The sequence below is a fragment of the Rhodopila sp. genome (genome assembly GCF_965276935.1).
Lineage (GTDB): Bacteria > Pseudomonadota > Alphaproteobacteria > Acetobacterales > Acetobacteraceae > Rhodopila.
This window is the reverse complement of sequence record NZ_CBDIBS010000002.1, coordinates 726,392-750,059: the sequence shown is the minus strand read 5'-3', so window position 1 is coordinate 750,059 and position 23,668 is coordinate 726,392. Positions and strand designations below refer to the sequence as shown.

Here is a 23,668-nt window from a genome sequence, read left to right as displayed (position 1 = left end):
ACGTGGGAAGGTTACTCGCCAACAACATGGGTTCCGCTATTCGGTCTTCCGCTAATCGCGGCGGCATGCGGATGCCTCCTGACCAATATACGCCGCTAAATCAGCAGTGACCGTGGCGCCGCCAGATTTTGCCAAAATCAGCAACGGTTTCGATCAGGTTGAACCACGCTGGGACAGCGGGCGGCCTATCCCTCGACCACCACTCGGAAGCTCTCGATCACCGTGTTCGCCAGCAGCTTGCGCGCCATCTCCTCCGCCACCGCATGGGCCCGGGCCGGGTCGGTTTCCGTCAGTTCGATTTCGAGAATCTTGCCGGCGCGCACATCGGACACGCCAGCAAATCCCAGCACACCCAGCGCATGGGCGATTGCCTTGCCCTGCGGATCGAGCACGCCGGCCTTCAGCATCACGGTCACGGTCGCCTTCACTGCATCAGCTCCGGCCCCTTGAGGTCGCGCATGCCGGCTTCCGGCAGGATGCCGAGGCGGCGCGCGACCTCCTGATAGCCTTCCTCGACCTTTCCCAGGTCGCGGCGAAAGCGGTCCTTGTCCATCTTCTCGTTGGTCTTGCTGTCCCACAGCCGGCAGTTGTCGGGGCTGATCTCGTCAGCGAGGATGATGCGCATCTCGTCGTTTTCCCAAAGCCGGCCAAACTCCAGCTTGAAATCGACCAGGGTGATGCCGACGCCCAGCAGCAGCCCAGAGAGGAAATCGTTGATCCGCAGGGTCAACGCGACAATGTCGTCCAGATCGGCGGTGTTGGCCCAGCCAAAGCAGGTGATGTGCTCTTCCGAGACCATCGGGTCGTGCAGCGCGTCATTCTTATAATAGTATTCGATGATCGAACGCGGCAGCCGGGTGCCTTCCGCGATGCCAAGCCGGGTGGCCAGGCTGCCGGCGGCGACATTGCGCACCACCACCTCCAGCGGGATGATCTCGACTTCGCGGATAAGCTGTTCGCGCATGTTCAGCCGGCGGACGAAATGCGTCGGCACGCCGATGTCCTGCAGGCGCAGCATCAGGTACTCGCTGATGCGGTTGTTCAGCACGCCCTTGCCGGTGATGATGCCTTTCTTGGCGCCGTTCCCGGCGGTTGCGTCGTCCTTGAAATATTGCACGAGCGTTCCCGGTTCGGGCCCCTCGAACAGGATCTTGGCTTTGCCCTCATAGAGCTGTCGGCGGCGGGCCATCGCGGAATCCCTTTGGTGGTCACCGCATCATGCGGAGGCGCGTGGATGTTATCAGGCGCCGCGTGAGAATCGTTCGCGCGGCGCCGGCGGGTATAGCAGCGGTACCGTCTCGACAAAAGGCCGCGCTGTCACGGCGGCTGGACAGGCTCGAAATCGGCCTGATGCGGTGGGCCGGCGGCGAACAGCCAGACCGGGGAACCCTGCCCGGGAATGGCCACGAACGATGAGGAGGCCGTTCCGAAGCCGCCACGCGGCACGACGTTGATCTGCTCGCCCGCATGGCCGGCGCGGTCGGACAGAATCGCACGCCAGCCCCGCCAATCGTCCGGCCCGTCTGGTTCGGCGGCCTGGAGCCGGGGCAGGTGGCGCGCGACACGGGGGCTTCCAAGGTCGTTGGGGTCGTAGGCAGTGATCATCGACACTCCCTCCGGCAGCGCTTCGACATCAGGCTTTCCGTGCCCCAGCCCGCGTACGAAGACAGCACCGGAACGGTCGGCCACGACCATGTTGAAGCCGCGCCACTCGCCGGCATCCAGCTCACCGATCGCGGCGGCGGCATCTCGTGCGGACGCATGCGTCAGCGCCAGCAACGGCAGCTCACCCCGGCTTCGCTTGCCGAACACGGGGCCTAGCGTGCCGGCGCGGTTGAGGATGGCGGCAACCACACCATGGCGGTTGATCGCCATCCAGGTGCCGCCCGCCGTCCGGTCGCGGCCGCCGACCACGCCCGGCCAATAGATCGCGGGCGGGTCCCAGGACCGGTTCAGCCGCTCATCGCGGTTGGCCGCCAGCAGCACGGGGTAGGGATGGCCGCGGCGGACCAGGACGACGACGGTACACACAGGCTTGCAACATGCCCTGCCCAAGGCAGGATGCCTATCCCTTCCGTGCGCCGCGCCACGCCTCGGTGCGCCGGAGAACACCGGCGTCGATTGACGTCACCGGAATCGCGTCAGATCACGATGCGTACCTACTCCGCCGCCTTGGCCAGATCCGTCGTTCGGGTCCGGGTCCGCAGCGTGACGAATTCCTCGGCGGCGGTGGGATGAATGCCGATTGTACGATCGAAGTCGGCCTTCGTCGCGCCCATCACCACGGCGATGGCAAGGCCCTGGACGATCTCCGGCGCGTCCTCGCCCAACATGTGGACGCCGACGACCTTCTGGCTGTCCTTGTCGACGACCAGCTTCATCATCGACTTGCGTTTCCGGCCCGACAGGTTGTGCCGCATCGGCGTGAACTGCGTAAGGTAGATGTCGACGGCTCCCAGCACGGACGCCTGCTCCTCCGACAGGCCCACCGTGGCGATCGGCGGCGAGGTGAACACCGCCGATGGCACGTTCCACAGCGACACCATGCGCGGATTGCCGCCGAACAGGGTGTCGGCGAGGGCATGGCCCTCGGCGGTTGCCACCGGCGTCAGGTTCACCCGGTCGGTCACGTCGCCCATGGCGTAGACATGGGGCTGCGTGGTGCGCAGGTTCTCGTCCACCCGGACCGCGCACTTGGCATTCAGTTCCACGCCGATCCTCTCCAGGCCCAATCCGGCCGTGTTGGCGCGGCGCCCGGTGGCGAAGAACACGAGGTCCGCTTCAATCGTCTGGGCGTCGCCGCCCTGGGCACCGCCAAAGGTCAGGATGCGGCGGTCACCGGCTGCTTCGACTTTCCTCGGCAGGTTGCCAGGATGCAGGACAATACCCTGGGCCCGCAGTGCCTCCACCTCCGCTTCACGCAGGTCGTGGTCGAACCCGCGCAGCGGCAACGGCTGGCGATAGATCAGATGCACCTCCGCCCCCAGGGCACGGAAGATGCCGGCGAACTCCACCGCAATGTAGCCGGAGCCGACGATCGCGATCCGGCGCGGCATGGTCTTCAGGTAGAACGCGTCGTCCGAGACAATCCCCAGCTCCGCCCCGGGAATCGGCGGACGCTCCGGCAAGCCGCCGGTGGCGATGACGATGGTCTTGGCGGTGATCCGCCGGTCGCCCACCTGCACCGTGTGCGGATCAATGAACACCGCCCGCCCGTCAAACACCGTGGCGCCGGCACCGGCCAGCAGCTTGCGGTAGATGCCTTCCAGCCGGGTGATCTCCCGGTCCTTGGCGGCGATCAGCTTCGACCAGTCGTGTGGCCCTTTCTGGATGGTCCAGCCGAAGCCGGCGGCATCCTCCGCCCAGCCGCCGTATTCGCCGGCCTGCACCAGCAGCTTCTTCGGCACGCAGCCGATGTTGACGCAGGTGCCGCCCCAGAAGCGCTCTTCCGCGATGCCGACTCGGGCACCATGACCGGCGGAAATGCGCGCGCAGCGCACTCCGGCCGAACCACCGCCGATGACGAACAGGTCGAAATCCATGCGAGCACCCCCTGACGGTGGCGGCCAATGTGCGAGCTTGTGAACAGCGGCGCAAGCCTTTCGCCTATCGCATGGCAGGATGGCGTTTGACGCGCGGCTGGCTTCGTGCAGACTCCCCGCTAGTGCGGCGCTGCTCGGTGCCGCGCATCATAAAAAATCCCTGGGAGCTTCGCATGTCCTGGACCAACGGATCATCGGCTGCGCTGCCGTGGTGGAAGGAACCTACCAAGGATAACTGGTTTGCCTTCATTGCCGCCTGGCTCGGCTGGACGCTGGACGCGTTCGACTTCACCGTCTTTCTGTTCCTGCTGGTGCCGATCGCCAAGGAGTTCAACGCCGACCTGACGCTGGTCGTGCTGGTCGGCTCGCTGACCATGTGGATGCGTTTCGGCGGTGCCATGGCCGCTGGCTGGCTGGCGGATCGCTTTGGCCGGCGCGCGCCGCTGATGATTTCGATCCTGTGGTACTCCATCTGCAACTTCATCGCGGGTTTCTCGCCGACCTTCCTGTTCCTGCTGGTGTTCCGCACCCTGCTGGGCATTGGCATGGGCGCGGAGTGGCCGGCTGGTGCGGCGCTGGCCACGGAAAGCTGGCCGGCCCGTTCGCGCGGCCTGATGGCCAGCGTGCTGCAAGGCTCCTGGGCGCTGGGGTATCTGGTCGCCGCCGTGCTGTATGCGACCAGCTTCGACGTGATCGGCTGGCGCGGCATGCTGTGGGTCGGCGTGCTGCCCGCGCTGGCCGTCGTCTGGATCCGCGTCTACGTGAAGGAACCGGACGTCTGGATCGAGAACCAGAAGCAGCAGAAGGCGAGCAAGGCCGAGGTCAAGGTCCCGCTGGCCGCCATCTTCCGCAAGGGCCTGCGGCTGAACACCCTGTCCGCCTGCTGGTGGATGATCAGTGCATTCAGCGTGTACTATTCGATCTTTGGCCTGTTCGCGACCTACCTGACGCGAGAGCTACACCTGTCAGCCGCCGCGGTCGGCTGGCCGCTGGCGTTTTCCAACGGGCTGACCTTCCTGGCAAGCTTCCTGTGGGGCAGCCTGGCGGACAGCATCGGCCGGCGCTGGGCAGCGATCATTCCAGCGGTGATCGGCGCCGCCATTGCGCCAATCTACCTGCTGACAACCGACTACACCATGCTGGCCGTCGCGTTCTCCATCCAGGGCTTCTTCGCCGGCGCGATCTACGGCATCAACCCAAGCTACCTGAACGAACGTTTTCCAACCGAGGTCCGCGCCACCGCGGCGGGGTTCTGCTACCATGTCGGCGCGATCGCCGGAGGGTTCGTCCCGCCGGTGCTGACCTGGTTCGCCATCCAGCACCACATGGGGTTTGCCATCCCGATGCTGGTCGGCACCGTCGGCGGTCTGTGCAGTTTTGTCGTGGCGCTGTTCTTCGGACCGGAAACGAAGGGCATGGTGATGACGGCTGAGCTGGCAATCGCGCCGAGCGTGCAGCTTCACTGAAGAATGGGTCGTGGTTCGGGTGGTTCCGGCCACGACCCCCGCCGGACGTTATCTGGCAGCAGGAAACGTGTCGTGTCCGTCCGCGCGGCGCGTGGTTGCATCCTGCCGAACCCGTTGCATCAGCATCCGCCCGGCGGCTTGCCGCGCGGCGGCGATCGCCGGGCGGCGGTAGTCCCACATCGGATCGGGGTCAGGCGGAAGGATCACCATTGTCGCGTTTGCCTCGAACAGCAGCAGTGAACCATTAGGGGCAAGGGCAAAATCCACGCCGGCGTAATCAAGGCCAAGCTGCACGGCGACTTCGGCGAGTGCCGCCATCACGCGTTCACCGAGCACACCCGCCATGTCATCAAGGAAACGTTGCTCTTCCCGCCGATGAGCCGCATTGTTGGCCATCGCGGCGGTGAAGTAATGCACCTTCCAATCAGCCGAGATCGCCAGATGCAGCGGATAGCAGACCCCGTCGATCAACATCACGCGGTATTTGCGGGCCAACCGGTCGTGTCCACGGGCATCGAGATATTCGATCGCCAGCAGCGTATCGCCGGGCATGGCATCGGCTGCCTGCGCCAGTTCATCCCGCGTCGCGACAGGGACGAAGTGCTGGCCGGTGTGGAAGCCAGGCGCGCGCAGCAGCAGCGGGAAGCATAAACCATTCGCGGTGCGCGTGGCGGAGCGGGACATCGACGTGACGACAGGGGTGACAACGCCGGGCACGCTACCCAGCCGCCCGGCGTTTGCCGCTCGGCCGGTTGCCCGGATGCATGCGGGCGGATTGATCACTGGCGCCGTGCGGCCGGCGAGCAGCACTTCGGCGCGTTCAAGGGCAAGGCCGCACAGATCGGCGTCGCCGATCGCGTTCACCACCAGCGCATGCGGCGGCAAGGGTCGGGCGGGGTCATGAAAATCCGCGTAGACCGCTGTCACCGCGAAAACCGTGTCGTCGATCCATTGCCGCGTCGGCATGTTGCCGCCGCGCGCCGAGACCAGCAGCAGAAGCGGCACCCCAGCTCCGCTGCCGCGATATCGCGGCATGACGATCGCGTGCCCGGCGAAGCCTTTTTGCCAATGCGTGTCCGCCGCAGGGTCGCCGAGGTTGGTCAGGATGCGCGCGAGCCCTTGATGCGCTTCCGGAAAATCAGGGTCCACGTCAAGCGCCGCCTGGTAATGCACCCGGGCGGTGTCGATGTCGCCATCCTCCAGCAGGAGATCGGCGAGACCGACATGCGCGATCGGCTTTCCTGGATGGTGTCGTACGGCCTGGGCATACGCGGTGCGCGCCGCCGACCGATGACCGGTGGCAGCGGCGAGCGCACCCAGTTCAGAGAGCGCCGCGAAGCTGGTCGGATCAAGCCGCAGCATCTCGAGGCAGGCCTGCTTCGCCGCCTCATCCCGGGCCTGCGCCGCATGGTGGCGAGCGCGTTCCAGCGCCTGCCGGCCAGCGTCATGCATGGTCATTTGATGGCCGAGAAGATCTTCTGGAGGTACAGGCGTTTGTGGCCCGGCGGGAAATTGTTCAGCTCCCCGAACAGCGTGAACCCAAGTTTCTGATAGAAATCGGGAGCCTGAAAGCTGAAGGCATCGACATGAGCGCCAAGGCAGCCACGCTGGCGTGCCTCCTGCTCGGCCGAGGCCATCAGCGCTGTCCCAACGCCGCGGCCGCGCAACGGTTCGGGGACCACCAGCATCTCGATATGCAGCCACCGAAACTGGGTGTTGCCCCATAAGCCGCCGGCTACTGAACCGGCATCATCGTGAATTGGAATGGTCAGCAGACGGGGTGCGGCCGGTCCGATCAATGGTTCGGAGCATGCATCCAGCGCGTGGTAGATGGCATCGAATGTACCGCGGGCAGGGGTGTCTGACGAGACAAGCCAATCGGGAAGGGGGGTGAGGCTTGCGGTGCCCACGATGAGCGGTCCCTGCTTGCGGTGCGGCGGGTCCAGATTATCGGGAGTGGGTTAACAAGATGTTAAGCGTGATCGCCTGGGGCCGCCCAGCCGGAAGGCGTGAACCACGCGATCTTTCGAAACCGCCTTCGTGAGGTTCGGCGAAAACATTCGCGCCGATAAGGTAGACGATCCGGCGACCTACTGGGCGGAATTGACCGTCATCCGGCAGGATCTCGAACACCAGATGGCTGCAACCGCGCGACATCGCCGCGAAGCTGAACGATGCCACATCCGCCGGCAGGCTTGTGTTGATTGGCCAGCCTGACATGTTTGAGTTCAGGGCGGCCTCCTTGCCCCCAGCCAATCGTGGCATTTCCAGCGACGATCGCAACAGGATTGCTACAGCCGCCGCACGGTTCCCAAGGCCGTGCCCTCGACTGGTTCGCGTTTGATCTTGCCTCCGGTTCGATTGGTGATCCAGCGCTTTCAGGGCGTAGAGATAGCACGGCCATGAATGAGTTTCTGGGCTTTTTTGATGTTGCCCATCTGCTCCGTGTGCGCATGGACCGGCTCGCGCCAGACCGGCGATCGACTAACAGTCAGTTCACCCCGCGCTCATTGCCGCCCGGCGCAAGACAATAATCCGCCTGACGACAATGAACCAATGGGCAACAACGCGTAGGCGCAACATCTCTCTGTTTGCGCCGGTGTCACATGCCTGACGTTGCTAATATCTGATCGCAGAGAAGCGTGAGACGCGTAGCGGCCACGTTTCAGCACATGAATCAGATACTTTAGGCCAATAGCGACGTATCGAGCTTCTCTGATGCGCGGTACTAGGTTCCAATCCCGCCGATCGCCAGATACTTGATCTCCAGGTAATCCTCGATGCCGTATTTGGACCCCTCGCGACCCAACCCCGAGGACTTCATTCCGCCGAACGGTGCCTCCGCCGTCGAGATGATCCCCTCGTTGATCCCGATGATGCCGTATTCCAGCGCCTCTCCCACCCGGAAGATCCGGCCGATGTCGCGCGCGTAGAAGTAGGCCGCCAGGCCAAACTCGGTATCGTTTGCCAATTGGATCGCCTGCTCTTCGGTCTTGAACCGGAACAGCGGCGCCACCGGTCCGAATGTCTCCTCGCGGAAGATCAGCGCGTCGTGCGGCACGTTTGCCAGCACCGTCGGTTCATAGAAGTTGCCGCCAAGCCGGTGCTTCTTGCCGCCGGTGACCACCGAGGCGCCGAGGGACATGGCGTTCGCCACGTGCTCCTCCACCTTTGCCAGCGCGTCGGCGTTGATCAGAGGCCCCTGGCTGACGCCTGGCTCCATGCCGTTGCCGACCTTCATCGCCTCCACCGCCGTCTTCAGCTTGGCGGAGAAGGCATCGTAGACGCCGTCCTGTACAAGAATGCGATTGGCGCAGACGCAGGTCTGCCCGGTGTTGCGGAACTTGCTGCCCATGGCGCCCACCACGGCGGCGTCCAGATCGGCGTCATCAAACACGATGAACGGCGCGTTGCCGCCCAGCTCCATGCTGGTCTTCTTGATCGTCGGCGCGCACTGGGCAAGCAGCCTGGCGCCGACCTCGGTCGAGCCGGTGAACGACAGTTTCCGCACCAGCGGATTCGACGTCAGTTCCCCACCCATCGCGGACGAGCCGCCCGTCAAGACGTTGCACACCCCCGCCGGCATGCCGGCCCGCTCCGCCAGCACCGCCAACGCCAGCGCCGAGAACGGGGTCTGGCTTGCTGGACGGAGCACCCCGGTGCAGCCGGCGGCCCAGCCGGGGCCGGCCTTGCGGGTGATCATCGCCGCGGGAAAGTTCCACGGTGTGATCGTGGCGAACACGCCGATCGGCTCCTTCAGCACCAGGATGCGGCGACCCTTGGCGTTCTGCGGGATCGTGTCGCCGTAGATGCGCTTCGCCTCATCGGCGAACCAGTCGATGAAGCTTGCGGCATAGACGATCTCGCCCTTGCTTTCGGCCAGCGGCTTGCCCTGTTCGGCGGTCATGATCACCGCCAGATCGTCGGCGTTGGCCAGCATCAGGTCCGACAGCTTGCGCAGGATCGCGCCGCGTTCCTTCGCCAGCATCGCCCGCCAGCCGGGGTAGGCCCGATTGGCGGCCTCAATCGCCCGGCGGGTTTCGGCGACACCCATCGAGGGAACTTCGCCCACGGCTTCGCCGGTGGCAGGGTTTTTCACCACGATGGTCTGGCCGGAGTCCGCCTCCACCCACTTGCCATCAAGGTAGTTCGCTTGACGGAACAGCATCGGATCTTTCAGCGGCAGCGGCGAAACTGGGTTCAGCATGATTAGGTCCTCCGGTCTTCTCTTTCACTAGAGTATAGTCAGCCGAACCCTGGTCTGTCAGGGGTGGCAGGCGATTACGCCGCCTTTGCCAGCCCTGGTTCGGCCGCCCGTCCGCCGAAGCGTTCGAAGCGGAACGGCGCCGGATCGACCACCGGCGTTGCCCCGGTGACAAGCTCCGACATCAAGCGCCCCGCCCCCGGCCCGATGCCGAAGCCGTGGCCGGAAAAGCCGCTCATGAGGAAGAACCCCGGCACCGCTTGCACCGGCGCGATCACCGGCACCGCGTCCGGCGTCGTGTCGATCAAGCCGCCCCAGCTTTGCGCCACGCGCACCGGCGCGAAGGCCGGGAAGGCGCGGATCAGGTTGCGGCGGCTTTCCTCCACGATCGCCGGGTTGGGCGCGGGATCCAGCACCCGCGTCGCCTCGAACGGGCTGGCCTGGTCCAGCGCCCAGCTTCGCGGGATGCGCAGTTCCTCGCGGAAACGCCCGAACGGGCGGATGCGATATTCCTGCTTCGTGCGGATCATCGCGGACAGGAACCGAGGCAGCAGCCTGAAGCTGTCGGGCACGATGTGCGCTTCATACTTGTTGCGGCGAGCCACCGTGTAGCCGCCGTCGCGGCGCTTGCGGAAGGCGAAGTCCGGACCGGCGACGGCGAGTTCCGGCGGCCCGTTCAACGGCGCGGTCCGCATCACCGAGCCGAGGATCTTCAACTGCGGAAAATCCACCCCCATGTTGCCGCAGAACAGCCGTGACCAGGCGCCCCCAGCCAGCACCGCCGCGTCGCAGGCGATCGTGCCATGTTCGGTGACGACGCCGCTCAGGCGGCCGGCGGTGGTTTCGAAACCGCGGGCGGCGCAGTTGGTGACGACCGACGCACCCAGCCGGCGGGCCGCCTGTGCCATCAGCGGCACGGCAAGTTGTGGCTCCGCCCGTCCGTCGTTCGGGGTATAAAGCGCGCCAGCCCAGCGGCGGCTTGATCCGGGCAGCACGGCATCGACCTCGTCCGGTCCCAGGATGCGGCTTTGCACCTGCCACTGGCGCGCATTTTCAAGCCAGGCTTCATAGGCGGCGACCTCCGCCGGGGTCTGGCACAGATAGCAGGCTCCGGCGCGGGTGAAGCCGACATCGGCGCCGACGCGCTGCGCCATCCGGTCCCACAGGCGCAGGCTTTCGAGCGCCAGGGGGACCTCATTCTGGTCGCGCCCCTGGGTACGGCAGAAGCCCCAGTTGCGGGAGGATTGCTCACCGGCCAACCGGCCCTTTTCAACCAGGGCGACCGAGACGCCTTTTTCCGCCAGAGCGAGCAGCGTGCTGACGCCGGCGATGCCGCCGCCGATGATGACGACATCGGCGCGCGGCGGCGGGTTCGCATCCGTTTCGACCACGATCAGCTCGGGCGCCATGCAAGGGTCCTTTGTTCTGGCCCGCCGCCGGTTGCCGCGGCGCGCCTGGGGAATAGTATGGCGATGAAGCCAATGGGGAAACACCGATGCGTCGTGCGGCATCCGTCCACGCTTTGATTATCGCTCTGCTCGCGCTGCTTGCCAGTGGCTCTTTCGGGTTCGCCCAGGGCAGCGGTTCGCCGACGCTGGACGCGGTCCGCGCGCGCGGGCAGTTGCTGTGCGGCACCGGCGGCGAAATCCCCGGCTTCTCGATGCTGGACAGCACCGGTGTCATGCGCGGGCTGGATGCGGATTATTGCCGAGCGGTGGCGGCGGCCACGCTGGGGGACGCGAACAAGGTGAAATGGGTGGCGCTGACGGCGCAGACCCGTTTCACCGCGCTGCAATCCGGCGAAGTCGATGTCCTGGTGCGCAACACCGGCTGGTCGCTGACGCGGGAGACCAGCCTGGGGCTGGAGTTCGCCGGGGTGAATTTCTGGGACGGCACCAGCATCATCGTCAAGACCGCGTCCGGCGTGAAATCCGTCAAGCAGTTGGGTGGCGCCAGCATCTGCGTGCTGCCGGGGACGACCACGGAACTCGATCTGGCGGATTGGGCGCGGGCGACGAGCATTACCTACACACCGGTGCTGATCGGCAGCCTGAGCGAAATCCGCCAGGCGTTCCTGTCCGGCCGTTGCGACGCCTATACCAGCGACAGCTCGCAGCTCGCCGGATTTCGGTTCATGCAGGGCGCCCGCGCGGGCGAACTGACCATCCTGCCGGAGCCGATCGGCGTGGGCCCCAGCGGGGCGATGGTGCGAAAGGGCGACGACAAGTGGTTCGACATCGTGCGCTGGACGCATTTCGCCACCGTGGTCGCCGAATCGCTGGGCGTGAACAGCCACAATGTCGATAGCTTCAAGGACACCAAGGTTCCCGACATCCGGCGGCTGTTGGGGATGGAGAGCAATCTCGGGCGCTCAATGAGCCTGGATGACGGCTGGGCCGCGAACATCATCCGGCAGGTCGGCAACTATGGCGAGCTGTGGGAGCGCGACATCACGCCGTTGGGGCTCGATCGTGGCCGCAATGCGTTGTGGACCAAGGGCGGGCTGCAGTTCGCGCCGCAGCTTCGGTAGGGATTTGCGCCTGTTAATCTCCAGACTGGTGCGGACAATCTGCTGCGCTCGCGTATTTGTGGATGGACGCAGCCCGCGGCAATCGCACGATAGCACGAGGATGTGTATGAACTGATACGTGTACGCATTGAAAAGTGCTCGTCAGTTCGATCAGACAACGGTGGTCGAGGTCTTTCATGATGCTGCCACATGCTTGCGATGCTAACAGCTCCACGAGCAGCACGGGCCTTCGCGTTTGGGCAGCCACTCTGGCAATTCTCCTTCTGCCGACCGGCGCTTCCGCCCAACTCGATCAGTTGCGCGGATTTCTCCAAAACCTGCCGCCCCTGAATGGGCGTCCATTACCGGGCTACGCGCCGCCCGCACAGCAGACTTACCCCGCCTCGCCGCCTGCGCGACACGACGCGCCTTCCCCGTCTGCGCCCCAGGTCGGCCGACCGTTGGCCGCAGGAGAACCGAAGACTGCACCCGCCGCGACACGGTTAGCGAGCAAGACGCCAAGCTTCGATTGCAGACGCGCTTCGATCGCAGCCGAACAAGCGATCTGCCACGACGCACAGCTAGCCGCGCTCGACCGAGACATCAACCGTGCGTACCTGCAAGCGCGTGCCACGGCCACGCCCGAAGCGGCGACTGCCCTGTTACAAGATCAACGCTCCTGGACCGTGCGACGCAACACATGCGGTGCCGATGTTCCCTGCTTGCGTCAAGCGCTGACGACGCATCTGGACGAGTTGGAGCACGGCAGCCCAGCGACATTGACCGGCACGAACACTGTTGAAGTCCCGGCCGGGCGCCCCCGCTCCGATGCCGACCGCATACTTGATCCGGCGGCGCTCACCAACGCCCAAACTGGCATTCGGAACTGGAAGCTCCCGACCGCTCAGGGGCTTCCGGTTCTCGACATACCAACGCCGCCAACCCTAGCAACCGAATTCCCGGCCTGGCCGCGCGCGGTCGCAGCGATGGGCGTCGCGGTTTTGCCTGATCCCACAAAGGACGTTTCCGATCGGCGTGCAACCGAACTGGCCTGCTTGCTGCTTGATCGTACGACCACAGCCTCGCTCTACGGCCAGAGCCCACTGTTCAACGAGCACGATGTCTGTCAATCGCTTTGGGGCACGCCCCAATTGGCCGTGGAGGCGCTGATCAGCACGGGCGCATCGGCGTGGCGTGCCAAGGCACTCCCGGATCTGCTGCGGTCGGCCCCGCGTCCGCCCTTCGCACTGTTGCTGCGGCTGGAGGCCACACTCGATGAGTATGATCGCGCCAGCCATTCATACGCAGTCCATACGCCGTTCTCGGTTGACGGAACTTCGCAGGTCCTCGGCACCTCACTCGATTTGCACTTGCCGACCCGCTGGCCCGTTTCAGAACAGGACGCGATCGCCTTCGAGACGCGACGGGGAAAACGGCGTCCCCTGACGGTTTATCTCGGGGTGCCGGCAGTGATCACTAACGTGGTCAATCTGCAAACCTCGGCCCCTGTCAATCCAGCCACCGGGCTGCCCCAGGGCGCCGTGTGGACGATCCAATCCGCTGCCGCGACGATCTATGATGATCCAAAGCTGGAGCATGTCCTTCAGCAGGCCCTGGCCCGTCAGGATACGACCGCCGCGGCTGCTTTCCCCCCTGAGAATCCGGTGACAAGTGCAGCGGCCGATGCCACTGCCCTGACCAATGCTCGCGATGCCGCCCGGAGATGGGATTTGCGGACAGTTGACGGCATGCTGCTTCTCCAAATGAATGCGGACATCCTCCAGTTCAGCGTTTTTCAACAGGATGGCAGCGGCGACCTCTCTCGTGCGCAGCGCGATAGTATGTCCCGTGCCTTGATCGCAGCAGGTCTTGCGGCTGACCCTGGAGAGCTAGCATCGATCCCTGACCCTTCAATGCGCCTGATCGGTTGCGAGTTGCTCTCTCCGCAACGTCGACAGGTTTTGTTCGGGCAAGGCTGCCAGAACCCCGGCAGCATCGCTGCGCCGGGACAGGAGTTTGCGCTGCGCGACGCGGTTGCGACGTTTCGCAACGTTGATCTGCCGTCGATACTGGCGCAGGCGCCGCACTTGCCGCTCGCGCTTCTGGTGCAATCGAAGGTGCGCTTCGATCCCTGGGACCCGATCCGCCTTGGCTTCAAGGTTGCGGCGCCAAATCGAGGTTCACCGAACTTGTTCGGCACGTCCTTGCCGTTCGCCTATCCACAGTTCTGGCCAGCAACGGAGGCCGAAGCACGTCACTTTGTCGCGGAGCGGCCACTCAAGCGGTCGATCGGCGGTCCCATGGCCGATTATAGCGCCGTGCTGTCCGTTCCAGTCACGCTGACCGGCTTACGACAACTGGCCGCTTATCCGCGGACCTGGGCACAATCCGAGGTAAGTGGGTTATGGAATGACCGTGCCTGGCGGATGACGGCCGCCGACGCAACCCTCTACGATGACTCGAGCCAAAGCCAGGTTCTTTACCGCTACGGCCCGACGCTCCTGTTTCCAACGGCCATTGAAGGCACCAAGCTCGCGGAAGCACCCCGCCCGGCCGGGGCTGTGGCCATCAACAGCGAAACACCGGTTCTGCTCGCGGAGCGAATGGGCAGTTCCGCTATACCGCGACCGGACTGGGCGACCTTGGCGCGGAATCGTCTAAGCGCCGAATCCTACTTTCGCAACGACCCGGGATGGGCGCAGAAGGACTCCTGGGGTGTGTTCTTCACAGGCGGTCTTGGCCAGTTCGGCACTGACCTGCCTGCGGCCGAGGTGGAACAGTATCGCGAGTGGACCGTAAAACGTGCTGCCGCGATGCCGGACACATTAGAATTGCGGCAGGACACATCTTTCAGCAGTTTGCCGCGGCAAATACACGTGCTGGACCGTCAAACCGGAAGCAGCTGGCTCGGTTCTCAGCCGGAAAACTACGGGCACTGGGCAAAAGCGTTGGCCGATCGCGGCATTTCCGCGGAGCAATTGCTGCCCGTCACGCTCAGCTATCCCGTGGCACCCGCCGGGGCGGCGACTGCGGGACGACAGACTCAAAGCGGCCAGTCACTGGCGGTTCTCCTGGCGGTTCCGCGGCCATGGCGCGACTATGTGCTCGATGCGCCTGCGATCATGCCGTCGGGCGAACAAGCTGGCCAGCCCAACCCCACCCTTCCGACACTCGGCGCCAATGTCCGGGTTGTCGGATTTGAGGAGATCGCGCTTGAGCCGGCGACATCAGCGCATGCGCTTCTTGTGAAGCTACAGCCGGTGGAAGCTACTTTGCGTTCTTCCGGAAAACTTCTCGCGTCAACTTCGTTTCCCGAAGTGCCGTGGCCACCGGCGATCGCCCCGGCTGAACCGGTTACTCCGGCGGTCAGCTCGCCACTGGCAACATCGCGGCCGGCTGTCGGCGGTGTTACGGTAACACCGCCGGTGCGGCGGGCCGGCCCGGACCCGGAGCAGCGCCTATCCGCCGGACCTTATGGTCCGGACATTCTCGGCATTCGGATCGGCATGCCCCTTGCCGATGCGGAGGCGCTTGTCCGCGGGCATATGAATGTGACACGCGTGCTTGAGACGGCTCCGCCTCCTGCTGGCTCCGCACCGGAACTGCATGGCAAATTGTTCGTCGCGAGCGACCGGGCAACGTCCTACTTCAGCGAGGAGATCGCGCTCTACGATTCGCCGTCCCCGCAACCCGACAAAGTTATCGCGGTAACACGCACGCTCTATGTCGGTGACGGTGTGTCAGACCGCATACTCCGCGGGCTGACTGACAAATATGGGCAACCAGATGTCCAGCTTTCTTCGCCAGGAGCGCCGGCCTGGGGCGACGGCGATCGCCTGCCATGCCTTGCCGGCGGACCTGGGCGCAACCTGGACTGGATCGAGAATGGGCAGGCGCTGCCACATCGGCCGGATGCCAGCGTGCAGCAGAACATAGTCCCTCGTCCGCCGGGCGGAAACGAACCACGCGAGCGCTACGACTCCTGCGGGCCGACGATTACGTCGTCCGTAGCAGGGTCGGAGTCAATGGCCGACGGCCGCCCCTTGCAGCGGTTTACCACCCGGCTCTTCGACCCGGCGCTGCTCGCCCGCCTGAAGGCGCGCTGGATGGCCGCACCTCTAACTGGCGGGGCCGAAATCAAGTACTAGAATAAATTGCGCGGCGGGCCCTTCCGGACAAACGCCGGGAACGCTTGCAGCGCGTGGCACTGCATCACGCTGGAGATCTGCGTGCCGAAGACCTTTGTGAATAACGGTTTCCGTTGCGCGGCTCGTGGTTCCGCACGCCGCTAAATTAAAGCCTTCCCACCACCTGATGCCCGCCGTGCCAGATCATCGTCAGCGCGACATACAGCACGATGATCAGCCCGATCCAGGCGATCCAGCGCTGCCGCTCCAACAGCCTGGCGATCAGGTCGGCGGCCAGGCCCATCAGCGCCACGGACAGCAACAGACCGGCGGCCAGCACCCAGGTGCTGCCATGCGCCGCGCCGGCGACCGCCAGCACGTTGTCGAGGCTCATGGACAGGTCCGCCAGAATGATCTGCAGCATCGCCTGCCGCAGGGTCTTCACCTGACGGGCGCCGGCGGCGCGGCGTGAATGCCGCAGTTCGCGGTACATCCGCCAGCAGACCCACAGCAGCAGGACGCCGCCGGCCAGCAACAGGCCGATAATCGCCAGAAGCCGCAGCGCCACCGCGCCCAAAGCGATGCGGATCACCGTGGCGCCGCCGATCCCCAGCAGGATCGCCAGCCGCTTCCGCTGTGCCGGCAGTCCCGCCACCGCCATCCCGACCACGACGGCATTGTCCCCCGCCAGCGCCACGTCGATCATCACGACCTGGGCCAGTGCGGCCAGGTCCGTCGTCCAGTCCATGCTTGCCATCCGCGATACGCCGGTCTAGCTGGCGCTTTCACCGGCACCGGACAAGACAGCGATGCTCCCGCGATACGCCCGTCCCGAGATGACCGCCATCTGGGCACCCGAGAACCGCTACCGCATCTGGTTCGAGGTCGAGGCGCTGGCCGCCGAAGGCATGGCCCGCATCGGCGCGATCCCGGAGTCCGCCGCGCGGACCATCCGGGAAAAAGGCGCCCCAAAACTTGCCGCGATGAATGCCGCCGACATCGAGCGGATCGACGCGATCGAGCGGGAGACCCGCCACGACGTGATCGCTTTCCTGACCTGGCTGGCCGAGGCGATCGGCCCGGACAGCCGCTTCGTGCACCAGGGCATGACCAGCTCCGACGTGCTGGACACCTGCCTGTCGGTGCAGTTGACGCAGGCGGCGGACCTGCTGCTGGCCGACATCGATGCCGTGCTGGCCGCGCTGAAGGCCCGCGCACTGGAACACAAATACACCCTGACCATCGGTCGCAGTCACGGCATCCATGCCGAACCTACCACCTTCGGCCTGAAACTGGCCGGCCACTACGCCGAATTTGCCCGCGACCGGGACCGCCTGATCGCGGCGCGGACGGAGGTCGCGGTTACCGCCATCAGCGGCGCCGTCGGCACCTTCGCGCACCTGGACCCCAGCGTCGAGGCGTTCGTGGCCGAGGCGCTGGGGCTGCGCGTGGAGCCGGTCTCCACCCAGATCATCCCCCGCGACCGCCATGCCGCGTTCTTCTGCACCCTGGGCATCATCGCCAGCGGCATCGAGCGGCTGGCCACCGAAGTCCGCCACCTGCAACGCTCCGAGGTGCGGGAGGCGGAGGAATTCTTCCATCCCGGCCAAAAGGGGTCCTCAGCGATGCCGCACAAGCGCAACCCGGTGCTCAGTGAGAACCTGTGCGGCCTGGCGCGCATCGTCCGCGCCACCGTGGTGCCGGCGTTGGAGAACGTGACGCTGTGGCATGAACGCGATATCAGCCATTCCTCGGTCGAGCGTGCCATCGGACCGGATGCCACGGTGACGCTGGATTTCGCGCTGATGCGGCTGGCGGGCATGACGCAGAAGCTGCTGGTGTATCCAGATCGGATGCTGGCGAACCTGGAAAGCCTGGGTGGCGTGGTGCACTCGGGGGAGGTGCTGCTGGCCCTGACCAAGGCGGGGATCTCGCGGGAGGACGCCTATCGGATCGTGCAAGGCTGCGCGATGGCGACGTGGACTCGCTTGGGCACGTTGGACGGACGCTCGTTCCGGGCCAACCTGGACGCCGATCCTGATGTGGCGGCGCGGGTGCGCCCCGCGGAATTGGACGCAGCAATGGACCCGGCGCTGCACCTGCGGTCGGTGGATCGGATCTTTGAACGGGTGTTTGGTTAATCGTGCGATCGAATGAGCATTTCCCGCTTACGGCAAACTGCTATCCGCCGCATCGTGCGTGACGGCTGGTCGAGAGACTGGAAACGGCCCATGATCATCGGCGGCCAGGACGGCGCGGCGCATGCGGCGTGACGCGAGCCGCTAAGCATCCAGGAGACTCCCATGCTGCTGCAACACCAGACCTGGCAGGAAATCGAGACCTATCTGACCCGGTCCAAAGGCATCATCCTGCCGATCGGCTCGACCGAGCAGCACGGCCCGAACGGCCTGATCGGCACCGATGCGATCTGCGCCGAGGTCATCGCCCGCGGCGTCGGCGAAGCCGCTGATGCCCTGGTCGGCCCGACGATCGGCGTTGGCATCGCCGTGCACCACATGGGCTTCGCGGGATCGATGACCGTACGGCCCTCGACCCTGATCGCGATCATGCACGACTATGTGCTGTCGCTCGCCAGGCATGGCTTCCGCCGGTTCTTCTTCATCAATGGACACGGCGGCAACATCGCCACTTGCCAGGCGGCGTTCGCCGAGATCTACGCCGAGTTCGAAGGCGCCGTGGGCCTTCGCCGGGACGATGAACTGCGCTGCCGGCTGGCCAACTGGTGGGACGGCAAGGCGATGTCGGTGTTGTCGAAGGAGGTGTTCGGCGATGACGAAGGCAGTCACGCCACCGCCAGCGAGGTCGCGCTCACGCAGTTCGCCCTGCCGGAGACCATCAAGCAGGCCCAGATGGACCCGCCCCGGGCGCCATCCGGGCGGTTCCACGGGCCGGCGGATTACCGGCGGCGCTTTCCCGATGGCCGGATCGGATCCAATCCAAGCCTCGCGACGCCAGAGAAGGGCAAGCGGTTCTACGAGACATCCGTGCCCGAACTGGTGAAGAGCTATACGAGCTTTGTAGGTGAAAACGCGTAAGCAGGCCTGCTCCATCGACTCGGGACGGGCGGCCGAGCCGCCGCGGCGAAGTTCTTAACGCGCCGGCCTGGCCCAGCACGTGGAACAGGGGCATCCAGCACGTGGCACAGCGGGCATGCGGAAACAGCGATGTTTCCGTGCCACCGCCTCAAGCGCGCCGGTCCCCTGGCCGGCTGTAAGGCATTTCCGCCAGATCAGGGCCACACAGCTCGCTTCCCCGTATCAACACCGCGTCCGACATCTGTATGATGCGGCTACACGCCCCGCTGCCATCGCACCGAAAAGACCAGAATGCCATGAGCCTTCAAGCCACGCCGACCCACGGCAGCAACAAGATCCCCGCCACCTTGATCCCAGGCGACGGCATCGGCCCCGAGATCGTTGACGCCGTCATCCAGGTGCTGAACGCCCTCGGTGCACCGTTCGACTGGGATCTGCAACAAGGCGGCATGGCCGGCATCGCCGCCGGTGGCGATCCCCTGCCGCAAGCCACACTGGACAGCATCCGCCGCAACAAGCTGGCGTTGAAAGGCCCGCTGACCACTCCGGTCGGCGGCGGCTTCCGCTCGGTCAATGTCCGCCTGCGGGAGGAATTTCACCTGTATGCCAACCTGCGGCCTGCCCACACCCTGGTCCCCGGCGGCCGCTTCGACAACATCGACCTGATCCTGGTGCGCGAGAACCTGGAAGGCCTGTATGTCGCGTTCGAGCACTACATTCCGATCGGCGACGACCCGCACGCCGTGGCGATCTCATCCGGCGTCAACACCCGTGATGGCTCCCGCCGCATCGTCCGCTATGCCTTCGAGCATGCCTTGAAGCTGGGCCGCAAGAAAGTCACCCTGGTACACAAGGCCAATGTGCTGAAAGCGCTGACCGGGGTTTTCCTGGAGTCCGGCCAGCAGATCGCCAAGGAGTATGAAGGCCGGATCGCGTGCGACGAGCGGATCGTCGACGCCTGCGCCATGCAGCTTGTGCTGAACCCCTGGCAGTTCGACGTGATCGTCACCACCAACCTGTTCGGCGACATCCTGTCGGACCTGATCGCCGGCCTCGTGGGCGGCCTGGGCGCGGCGCCGGGCGCCAATATCGGCGACCAGGCCGCGATCTTCGAGGCGGTGCACGGGTCGGCGCCGGACATCGCCGGCAAGGGCATCGCCAATCCAACAGCACTGCTGCTCGCCGCCGGCCTGATGCTGGATCATGTCGGTCTGACCACCCATGCGAGGCATCTGCGCCAGGCGATCGATACGGTGCTGAACCAGGACAACACCCGCACTAGCGACCTGGGTGGCACCGCCTCCACCGGCGACTTTGCCCGGGCCATCGTGCAGCGGATCAGTTCAGTCGGCTAAAGCACGATTGGTTTAGGTTGACCCAGAAGTCAGGCTTTAATTTGTTGTTTGATCGCGTGATTCATGCCTTCCGACTAAGTCGGCATCAGGCGATCACGCTGTAGGCAACCGGTTCCTTGCTCAGGCCAGACGCGCGTCAGAGGCCAGATATTCGGCTGAGCGCAGCGCCGTCGCCAACTCGGACGCGCTCGCCAGGGCCGCGCGCTGTCCGGTCTTCAGGCCAGCCAACGCGGTACGGACCGCCAGCACCGTCGCCGCCAGCATCTCCTGCGGGTAGATCACCAGCTTGATCCCGATGCGTGCCAGTTCATCATCCGCCGGCTTGAAGTGCTTGCCGGCCGGATTGGTCACCGCGACCGCCGGCCTGCCCTGACAGGCCTCGACCGAAGCCCGCATTTCCGCTTCCGACATCGGCGAATCCAGAAACAGGATATCCGCTCCCTCGGCGACAAAATCCTGAATCCTTGCCAACGCCTCCTCGAACCCGCGGGAGCCGCTTGCATCGGTCCGCGCCAGCAGCAGCACGCCTTCCGCCTTGGCTGCCTCCACCGCCGCTCGGCAGCGTTGGCGGGCCTCGGCACGGTCGACGACCAGCTTGGCACCCTTATGGCCGAGCGGCCGGGGCCACGCCTTGTCCTCGATCAGCACCGCCGCGACGCCGGCCCGGGCGTAGCCGTGGATCGTCTTCTGCACGCTGATCGCATTGCCGTAGCCGGTATCCCCGTCGCCCAGCCAAAGCACCTTCGGCGCGGCGGTGATGATCGTCTCGACCGCATCCCGCATTTCCGGAAACGACAGCAAGTCCATGTCCGGCATCGCCAGCCGCATGGCTGAAATCGACGACCCCGAGGCGAACCCGATCCTGAATCCCGCCTCCTCGACCAAACGGGCGCCCAGGCCGTCGCCACAGCCGGGAACCACCTGCAGACCAGGCTGGTCCAGTAACGCTTTCATCGCGGCGGCTTGCGGACGCATGTGTTTTCCCCTCTGCCACGCCGGACTAAAGCGCGATTGGTTTCGGTTGATCCAGAAGTCGCGCTTTAACTCGTTGTCTGATCACGCGATTCTCGCCTTCCGACTGGGTCAGCCTCAGGCGATCACGCTCTGAGGTCCGGGATCAATCCATCCGATATGTCCATCAGCTCGGCGGTAGACCACGTTCAGCACCCCGGATGCGCTGTTGCGGAACATCATCACCACCTGGTCGGCCAAGTCCATCCGCATCACCGCCTCGCCTACCGACAGGGTCGTGATCTCTGTCTGGGTCTCCGCGATCACGGTGGCGTAAGCTTCCGCGAGATTACGGCCTTCCGCTTCGGCGACATCCGCGTTGACGCCATGCTCCTTCAGGATGAACTGCCTTGCGGCCTCGGGATTGGCGCGATGCGCCAGGTCACGGGCATGACCGTTTACCCGGCGGCGATATCGCCGCAGCCGCTTGGCGATATGCTCCGCCGCGTCGTCGAACGCGGCATTGGCTTCCGCCGCCTCGCCTTCGCCACGCAGTTGCAGTCCGCGGCCGGCATGCACATTGATATCGCAGGCAAAAAAACTTCGCGCTCGGCTGAACGTGACGTGGGCCTCCAGCGCATGATCGAAGTATTTTCCCGCAATCGTCTCCAACTGCGTGGAAACGCGCGTGCGCAGTGCGTCCGACAGATCGACTTGCTTGCCGGAAACCGTGATCTGCATGCTTCTCTCCCAAGCGGTTCAGCGGGCGGCGCGGGAGGGTTTCAGCAGTGCGTCCCCATGCGTCGGCCGCGCGCTCGCGATTTGGGCACGTGCGCCCCGGTAATGTCCACTGCGGATTATTACGCGCTTAGGCCGGCACGGCTTTCTCCCGCCGCCGCTGGACGGAATTCGGGATGCGCAGCGCCTCCCGGTACTTGGCGACCGTTCTGCGGGCGATATCAACACCTTCACGCCGCAGAATGGTAACGATCGCATCGTCGGAAAGGATATCCGCCGCCGGTTCCAGGTCGATCAGGCCGCGGATGCGATGCCGCACCGCCTCCGCGCTGTGCGCATCCCCGCCATCCGTTCCCTGGATGGCGGTGGTGAAGAAATACTTGAGTTCATAAGTCCCGCGCGGAGTCGCGATATACTTGTTCGCGGTAACCCGGCTGACGGTGCTTTCATGCAATTCGACCGCTTCGGCGATGTCACGCAGGATCAGCGGCCGCAGGAACGCCACGCCAAGCCGCAGGAATCCGTCCTGCTGGCGGATGATTTCCGCCGCCACCTTCAAAATCGTCTGGGCACGCTGCTGCAAGGACCGCACCAGCCAGTTGGCGTTGGCCAGCCGTTCCGTCAGGAACACCTTGTCGTTCTTGCGCGCGCGCGGCGCGACCTTGGCATAGAACCGCTCGTTGACCAGCACGCGGGGCATTGTCTCGGGGTTCAGCTCGATGATCCAGCTTGCATCCGGCAACTGGTGCATCAGCAGATCCGGCACCACCATCGGTGCCGGAGCGGTGTCATAGGTCGCGGCCGGCTTCGGATCCAGCGCGCGGATCTCGGCCATCATCTCCATCAGGTCTTCCGCATCGACACCACACAGCGCCATCAGCCGGCGGTTGTCACGCTTCGCCATCAGCTCCAGGTTATCCAGCAGCGTCTGCATCGCCGGGTCGAGCCGGTTCCGCTCAGCGAGCTGGACCGCCAGGCATTCTCGCAGGTCACGGGCGAACAGGCCGACCGGATCGAACCGCATCAGCCGCGCCCGCACCGCCTCGACCCGCTGCAGCGGCAGGCCCATCGCCGCGGCAATCGCCGCCGGATCGGCGGTCAGCCGTCCGGCGGGGCACAGCAACGCGATCAGGTGCGCGCCAATCATGCGCTCCACCGGGTCGTCGATGCTCAGCCGCAACTGCTCGCCGAGATGCTCTCGCAGCGGCGGCACCCGGTCGGCGAAATCGTCAATCCCGCGGTCGTCGCCTTCAAAGCTGTGGCTGCCGCCGCCGCCGTTCATCTGGCCAACCAGCGCCACGCCATCCCCAGGACCGCCCGGATCATATGTCTCCGCATGATCGGCATCCAGCGGCGAGGCAGCATCGGCCGGCAGGTTATCCGCCCGGGCCGCATCGGCGGTATCCTGCGGCGCGGACTGCCGCGGCTCGATCTGGTCCACCGCCGCCCGCTCACCCAACGGCCGGTCTGTCGTCTCGTCCCGCTCCAGCAGCGGGTTGCGTTCCAGTTCCTCCTCGACGAAGGAGGCGACTTCGATGTTAGAGAACTGCAACAGTTTGATGGCCTGACGCAACTGTGGCGTCATGACCAGTGTCTGGCTCTGGCGTAGGTCGAGACGGGGAGCAATCGCCATGCCAAGTCGAATATCGACGCTTGTCAGGCGGGTCAATCATTTTGGAGGTTCAGAGCGAATTAAGATGCAAAATTCATGCTACCGCGT

At 65.1% G+C, this 23,668-nt stretch carries 18 protein-coding genes and 1 pseudogene; 7 read left to right on the top strand and 12 right to left on the bottom strand.

The window, feature by feature from the left end; all coding sequences use genetic code 11:
- Window positions 1–185: 185 nt before the first annotated feature.
- The 4 genes from purS to gorA form a co-directional block, all read right to left on the bottom strand.
- A complete protein-coding gene (purS, locus tag ACQY4S_RS06510; protein ID WP_428484372.1) occupies window positions 186–428 on the bottom strand; it encodes a phosphoribosylformylglycinamidine synthase subunit PurS in 243 nt (80 codons plus the stop codon).
- Window positions 425–1,189 (bottom strand): phosphoribosylaminoimidazolesuccinocarboxamide synthase, encoded by a 765-nt coding sequence (purC, locus tag ACQY4S_RS06505; protein WP_428484371.1) that lies wholly within the window; start codon window positions 1,187–1,189, stop codon window positions 425–427. The genes purS and purC overlap by 4 nt, the downstream gene beginning before the upstream one ends.
- A 128-nt stretch (window positions 1,190–1,317) precedes the next feature.
- Complete coding sequence (locus ACQY4S_RS06500; RefSeq protein WP_428484370.1) at window positions 1,318–2,031, bottom strand: NRDE family protein; 714 nt, start codon at window positions 2,029–2,031, stop codon at window positions 1,318–1,320.
- 128 nt (window positions 2,032–2,159) lie between these two features.
- Window positions 2,160–3,542, bottom strand: coding sequence for a glutathione-disulfide reductase (gene gorA / locus ACQY4S_RS06495; protein WP_428484369.1), 1,383 nt, complete (start codon window positions 3,540–3,542; stop codon window positions 2,160–2,162).
- 173 nt (window positions 3,543–3,715) lie between these two features.
- Here gorA and ACQY4S_RS06490 point away from each other — a divergent pair, with 173 nt between their 5' ends.
- Entirely contained in the window at window positions 3,716–5,008 is a 1,293-nt protein-coding gene (locus ACQY4S_RS06490) for an MFS transporter (RefSeq protein WP_428484368.1), read from the top strand.
- Between the two features lie 48 nt (window positions 5,009–5,056).
- Here ACQY4S_RS06490 and ACQY4S_RS06485 read toward each other — a convergent pair whose 3' ends face one another.
- The 4 genes from ACQY4S_RS06485 to ACQY4S_RS06470 all read right to left on the bottom strand — a co-directional run bounded on the left by ACQY4S_RS06485 (window position 5,057) and on the right by ACQY4S_RS06470 (window position 10,621).
- Window positions 5,057–6,460, bottom strand: a complete 1,404-nt coding sequence (locus ACQY4S_RS06485) for a tetratricopeptide repeat protein (RefSeq protein ID WP_428484367.1) — start codon at window positions 6,458–6,460, stop codon at window positions 5,057–5,059.
- Between the two features lie 2 nt (window positions 6,461–6,462).
- The gene (locus ACQY4S_RS06480; RefSeq protein ID WP_428484366.1) at window positions 6,463–6,918 is read right to left on the bottom strand and encodes a GNAT family N-acetyltransferase; all 456 of its coding nucleotides are present in this window, start codon (window positions 6,916–6,918) and stop codon (window positions 6,463–6,465) included.
- An 818-nt stretch (window positions 6,919–7,736) separates the two neighbouring features.
- On the bottom strand, window positions 7,737–9,215 hold the full coding sequence (locus ACQY4S_RS06475) for an NAD-dependent succinate-semialdehyde dehydrogenase (RefSeq protein WP_428484365.1): 1,479 nt from the start codon (window positions 9,213–9,215) through the stop codon (window positions 7,737–7,739).
- Between the two features lie 74 nt (window positions 9,216–9,289).
- A complete protein-coding gene (locus ACQY4S_RS06470; protein ID WP_428484364.1) occupies window positions 9,290–10,621 on the bottom strand; it encodes an NAD(P)/FAD-dependent oxidoreductase in 1,332 nt (443 codons plus the stop codon).
- Between the two features lie 86 nt (window positions 10,622–10,707).
- On the opposite strand from ACQY4S_RS06470, the gene ACQY4S_RS06465 reads away from it, so the two are divergent.
- From ACQY4S_RS06465 to ACQY4S_RS06455, 3 genes and pseudogenes are all read left to right on the top strand, one after another.
- Window positions 10,708–11,742 carry an amino acid ABC transporter substrate-binding protein gene (locus ACQY4S_RS06465; protein WP_428484363.1) on the top strand — a complete coding sequence of 345 codons (1,035 nt, stop codon included), beginning with the start codon at window positions 10,708–10,710 and terminating at the stop codon, window positions 11,740–11,742.
- 176 nt (window positions 11,743–11,918) lie between these two features.
- Window positions 11,919–12,425 (top strand): annotated as a pseudogene (locus ACQY4S_RS06460) (lysozyme inhibitor LprI family protein); the annotation flags it as partial.
- Between the two features lie 18 nt (window positions 12,426–12,443).
- On the top strand, window positions 12,444–15,869 hold the full coding sequence (locus tag ACQY4S_RS06455) for a hypothetical protein (protein WP_428484658.1): 3,426 nt from the start codon (window positions 12,444–12,446) through the stop codon (window positions 15,867–15,869).
- 145 nt (window positions 15,870–16,014) lie between these two features.
- Here the strand turns inward: ACQY4S_RS06455 and ACQY4S_RS06450 are convergent, their stop codons facing one another.
- Complete coding sequence (locus ACQY4S_RS06450; RefSeq protein ID WP_428484362.1) at window positions 16,015–16,605, bottom strand: YjbE family putative metal transport protein; 591 nt, start codon at window positions 16,603–16,605, stop codon at window positions 16,015–16,017.
- A gap of 52 nt (window positions 16,606–16,657) precedes the next feature.
- Between ACQY4S_RS06450 and purB the strand changes: the two genes are divergently transcribed.
- The 3 genes from purB to ACQY4S_RS06435 all read left to right on the top strand — a co-directional run bounded on the left by purB (window position 16,658) and on the right by ACQY4S_RS06435 (window position 20,259).
- Window positions 16,658–17,989: an adenylosuccinate lyase gene (purB, locus tag ACQY4S_RS06445; RefSeq protein WP_428484361.1), complete on the top strand. Its 1,332-nt coding sequence runs from the start codon at window positions 16,658–16,660 to the stop codon at window positions 17,987–17,989.
- Between the two features lie 162 nt (window positions 17,990–18,151).
- A complete protein-coding gene (locus ACQY4S_RS06440) occupies window positions 18,152–18,904 on the top strand; it encodes a creatininase family protein (RefSeq protein ID WP_428484360.1) in 753 nt (250 codons plus the stop codon).
- A gap of 296 nt (window positions 18,905–19,200) precedes the next feature.
- A complete protein-coding gene (locus tag ACQY4S_RS06435) occupies window positions 19,201–20,259 on the top strand; it encodes an isocitrate/isopropylmalate dehydrogenase family protein (RefSeq protein ID WP_428484359.1) in 1,059 nt (352 codons plus the stop codon).
- Between the two features lie 120 nt (window positions 20,260–20,379).
- Here the strand turns inward: ACQY4S_RS06435 and ACQY4S_RS06430 are convergent, their stop codons facing one another.
- The 3 genes from ACQY4S_RS06430 to rpoN form a co-directional block, all read right to left on the bottom strand.
- Window positions 20,380–21,234, bottom strand: coding sequence for an isocitrate lyase/PEP mutase family protein (locus ACQY4S_RS06430; RefSeq protein ID WP_428484358.1), 855 nt, complete (start codon window positions 21,232–21,234; stop codon window positions 20,380–20,382).
- 114 nt (window positions 21,235–21,348) lie between these two features.
- Complete coding sequence (hpf, locus tag ACQY4S_RS06425; RefSeq protein ID WP_428484357.1) at window positions 21,349–21,951, bottom strand: ribosome hibernation-promoting factor, HPF/YfiA family; 603 nt, start codon at window positions 21,949–21,951, stop codon at window positions 21,349–21,351.
- 127 nt (window positions 21,952–22,078) lie between these two features.
- Window positions 22,079–23,581, bottom strand: a complete 1,503-nt coding sequence (rpoN, locus tag ACQY4S_RS06420) for an RNA polymerase factor sigma-54 (RefSeq protein ID WP_428484356.1) — start codon at window positions 23,579–23,581, stop codon at window positions 22,079–22,081.
- Window positions 23,582–23,668: the final 87 nt, after the last annotated feature.

Bases quoted from the DNA above. Each gene is read 5' to 3' on its own strand.
- purC (WP_428484371.1), bottom strand. From the start codon at position 1,189: ATGGCCCGCCGCCGACAGCTCTATGAGGGCAAAGCCAAGATCCTGTTC.
- gorA (WP_428484369.1), bottom strand. From the start codon at position 3,542: ATGGATTTCGACCTGTTCGTCATCGGCGGTGGTTCGGCCGGAGTGCGC.
- ACQY4S_RS06490 (WP_428484368.1), top strand. From the start codon at position 3,716: ATGTCCTGGACCAACGGATCATCGGCTGCGCTGCCGTGGTGGAAGGAA.
- ACQY4S_RS06485 (WP_428484367.1), bottom strand. From the start codon at position 6,460: ATGCATGACGCTGGCCGGCAGGCGCTGGAACGCGCTCGCCACCATGCG.
- ACQY4S_RS06475 (WP_428484365.1), bottom strand. From the start codon at position 9,215: ATGCTGAACCCAGTTTCGCCGCTGCCGCTGAAAGATCCGATGCTGTTC.
- ACQY4S_RS06470 (WP_428484364.1), bottom strand. From the start codon at position 10,621: ATGGCGCCCGAGCTGATCGTGGTCGAAACGGATGCGAACCCGCCGCCG.
- ACQY4S_RS06465 (WP_428484363.1), top strand. From the start codon at position 10,708: ATGCGTCGTGCGGCATCCGTCCACGCTTTGATTATCGCTCTGCTCGCG.
- ACQY4S_RS06450 (WP_428484362.1), bottom strand. From the start codon at position 16,605: ATGGCAAGCATGGACTGGACGACGGACCTGGCCGCACTGGCCCAGGTC.
- purB (WP_428484361.1), top strand. From the start codon at position 16,658: ATGCTCCCGCGATACGCCCGTCCCGAGATGACCGCCATCTGGGCACCC.
- ACQY4S_RS06440 (WP_428484360.1), top strand. From the start codon at position 18,152: ATGCTGCTGCAACACCAGACCTGGCAGGAAATCGAGACCTATCTGACC.
- ACQY4S_RS06435 (WP_428484359.1), top strand. From the start codon at position 19,201: ATGAGCCTTCAAGCCACGCCGACCCACGGCAGCAACAAGATCCCCGCC.
- ACQY4S_RS06430 (WP_428484358.1), bottom strand. From the start codon at position 21,234: ATGCGTCCGCAAGCCGCCGCGATGAAAGCGTTACTGGACCAGCCTGGT.
- hpf (WP_428484357.1), bottom strand. From the start codon at position 21,951: ATGCAGATCACGGTTTCCGGCAAGCAAGTCGATCTGTCGGACGCACTG.
- rpoN (WP_428484356.1), bottom strand. From the start codon at position 23,581: ATGGCGATTGCTCCCCGTCTCGACCTACGCCAGAGCCAGACACTGGTC.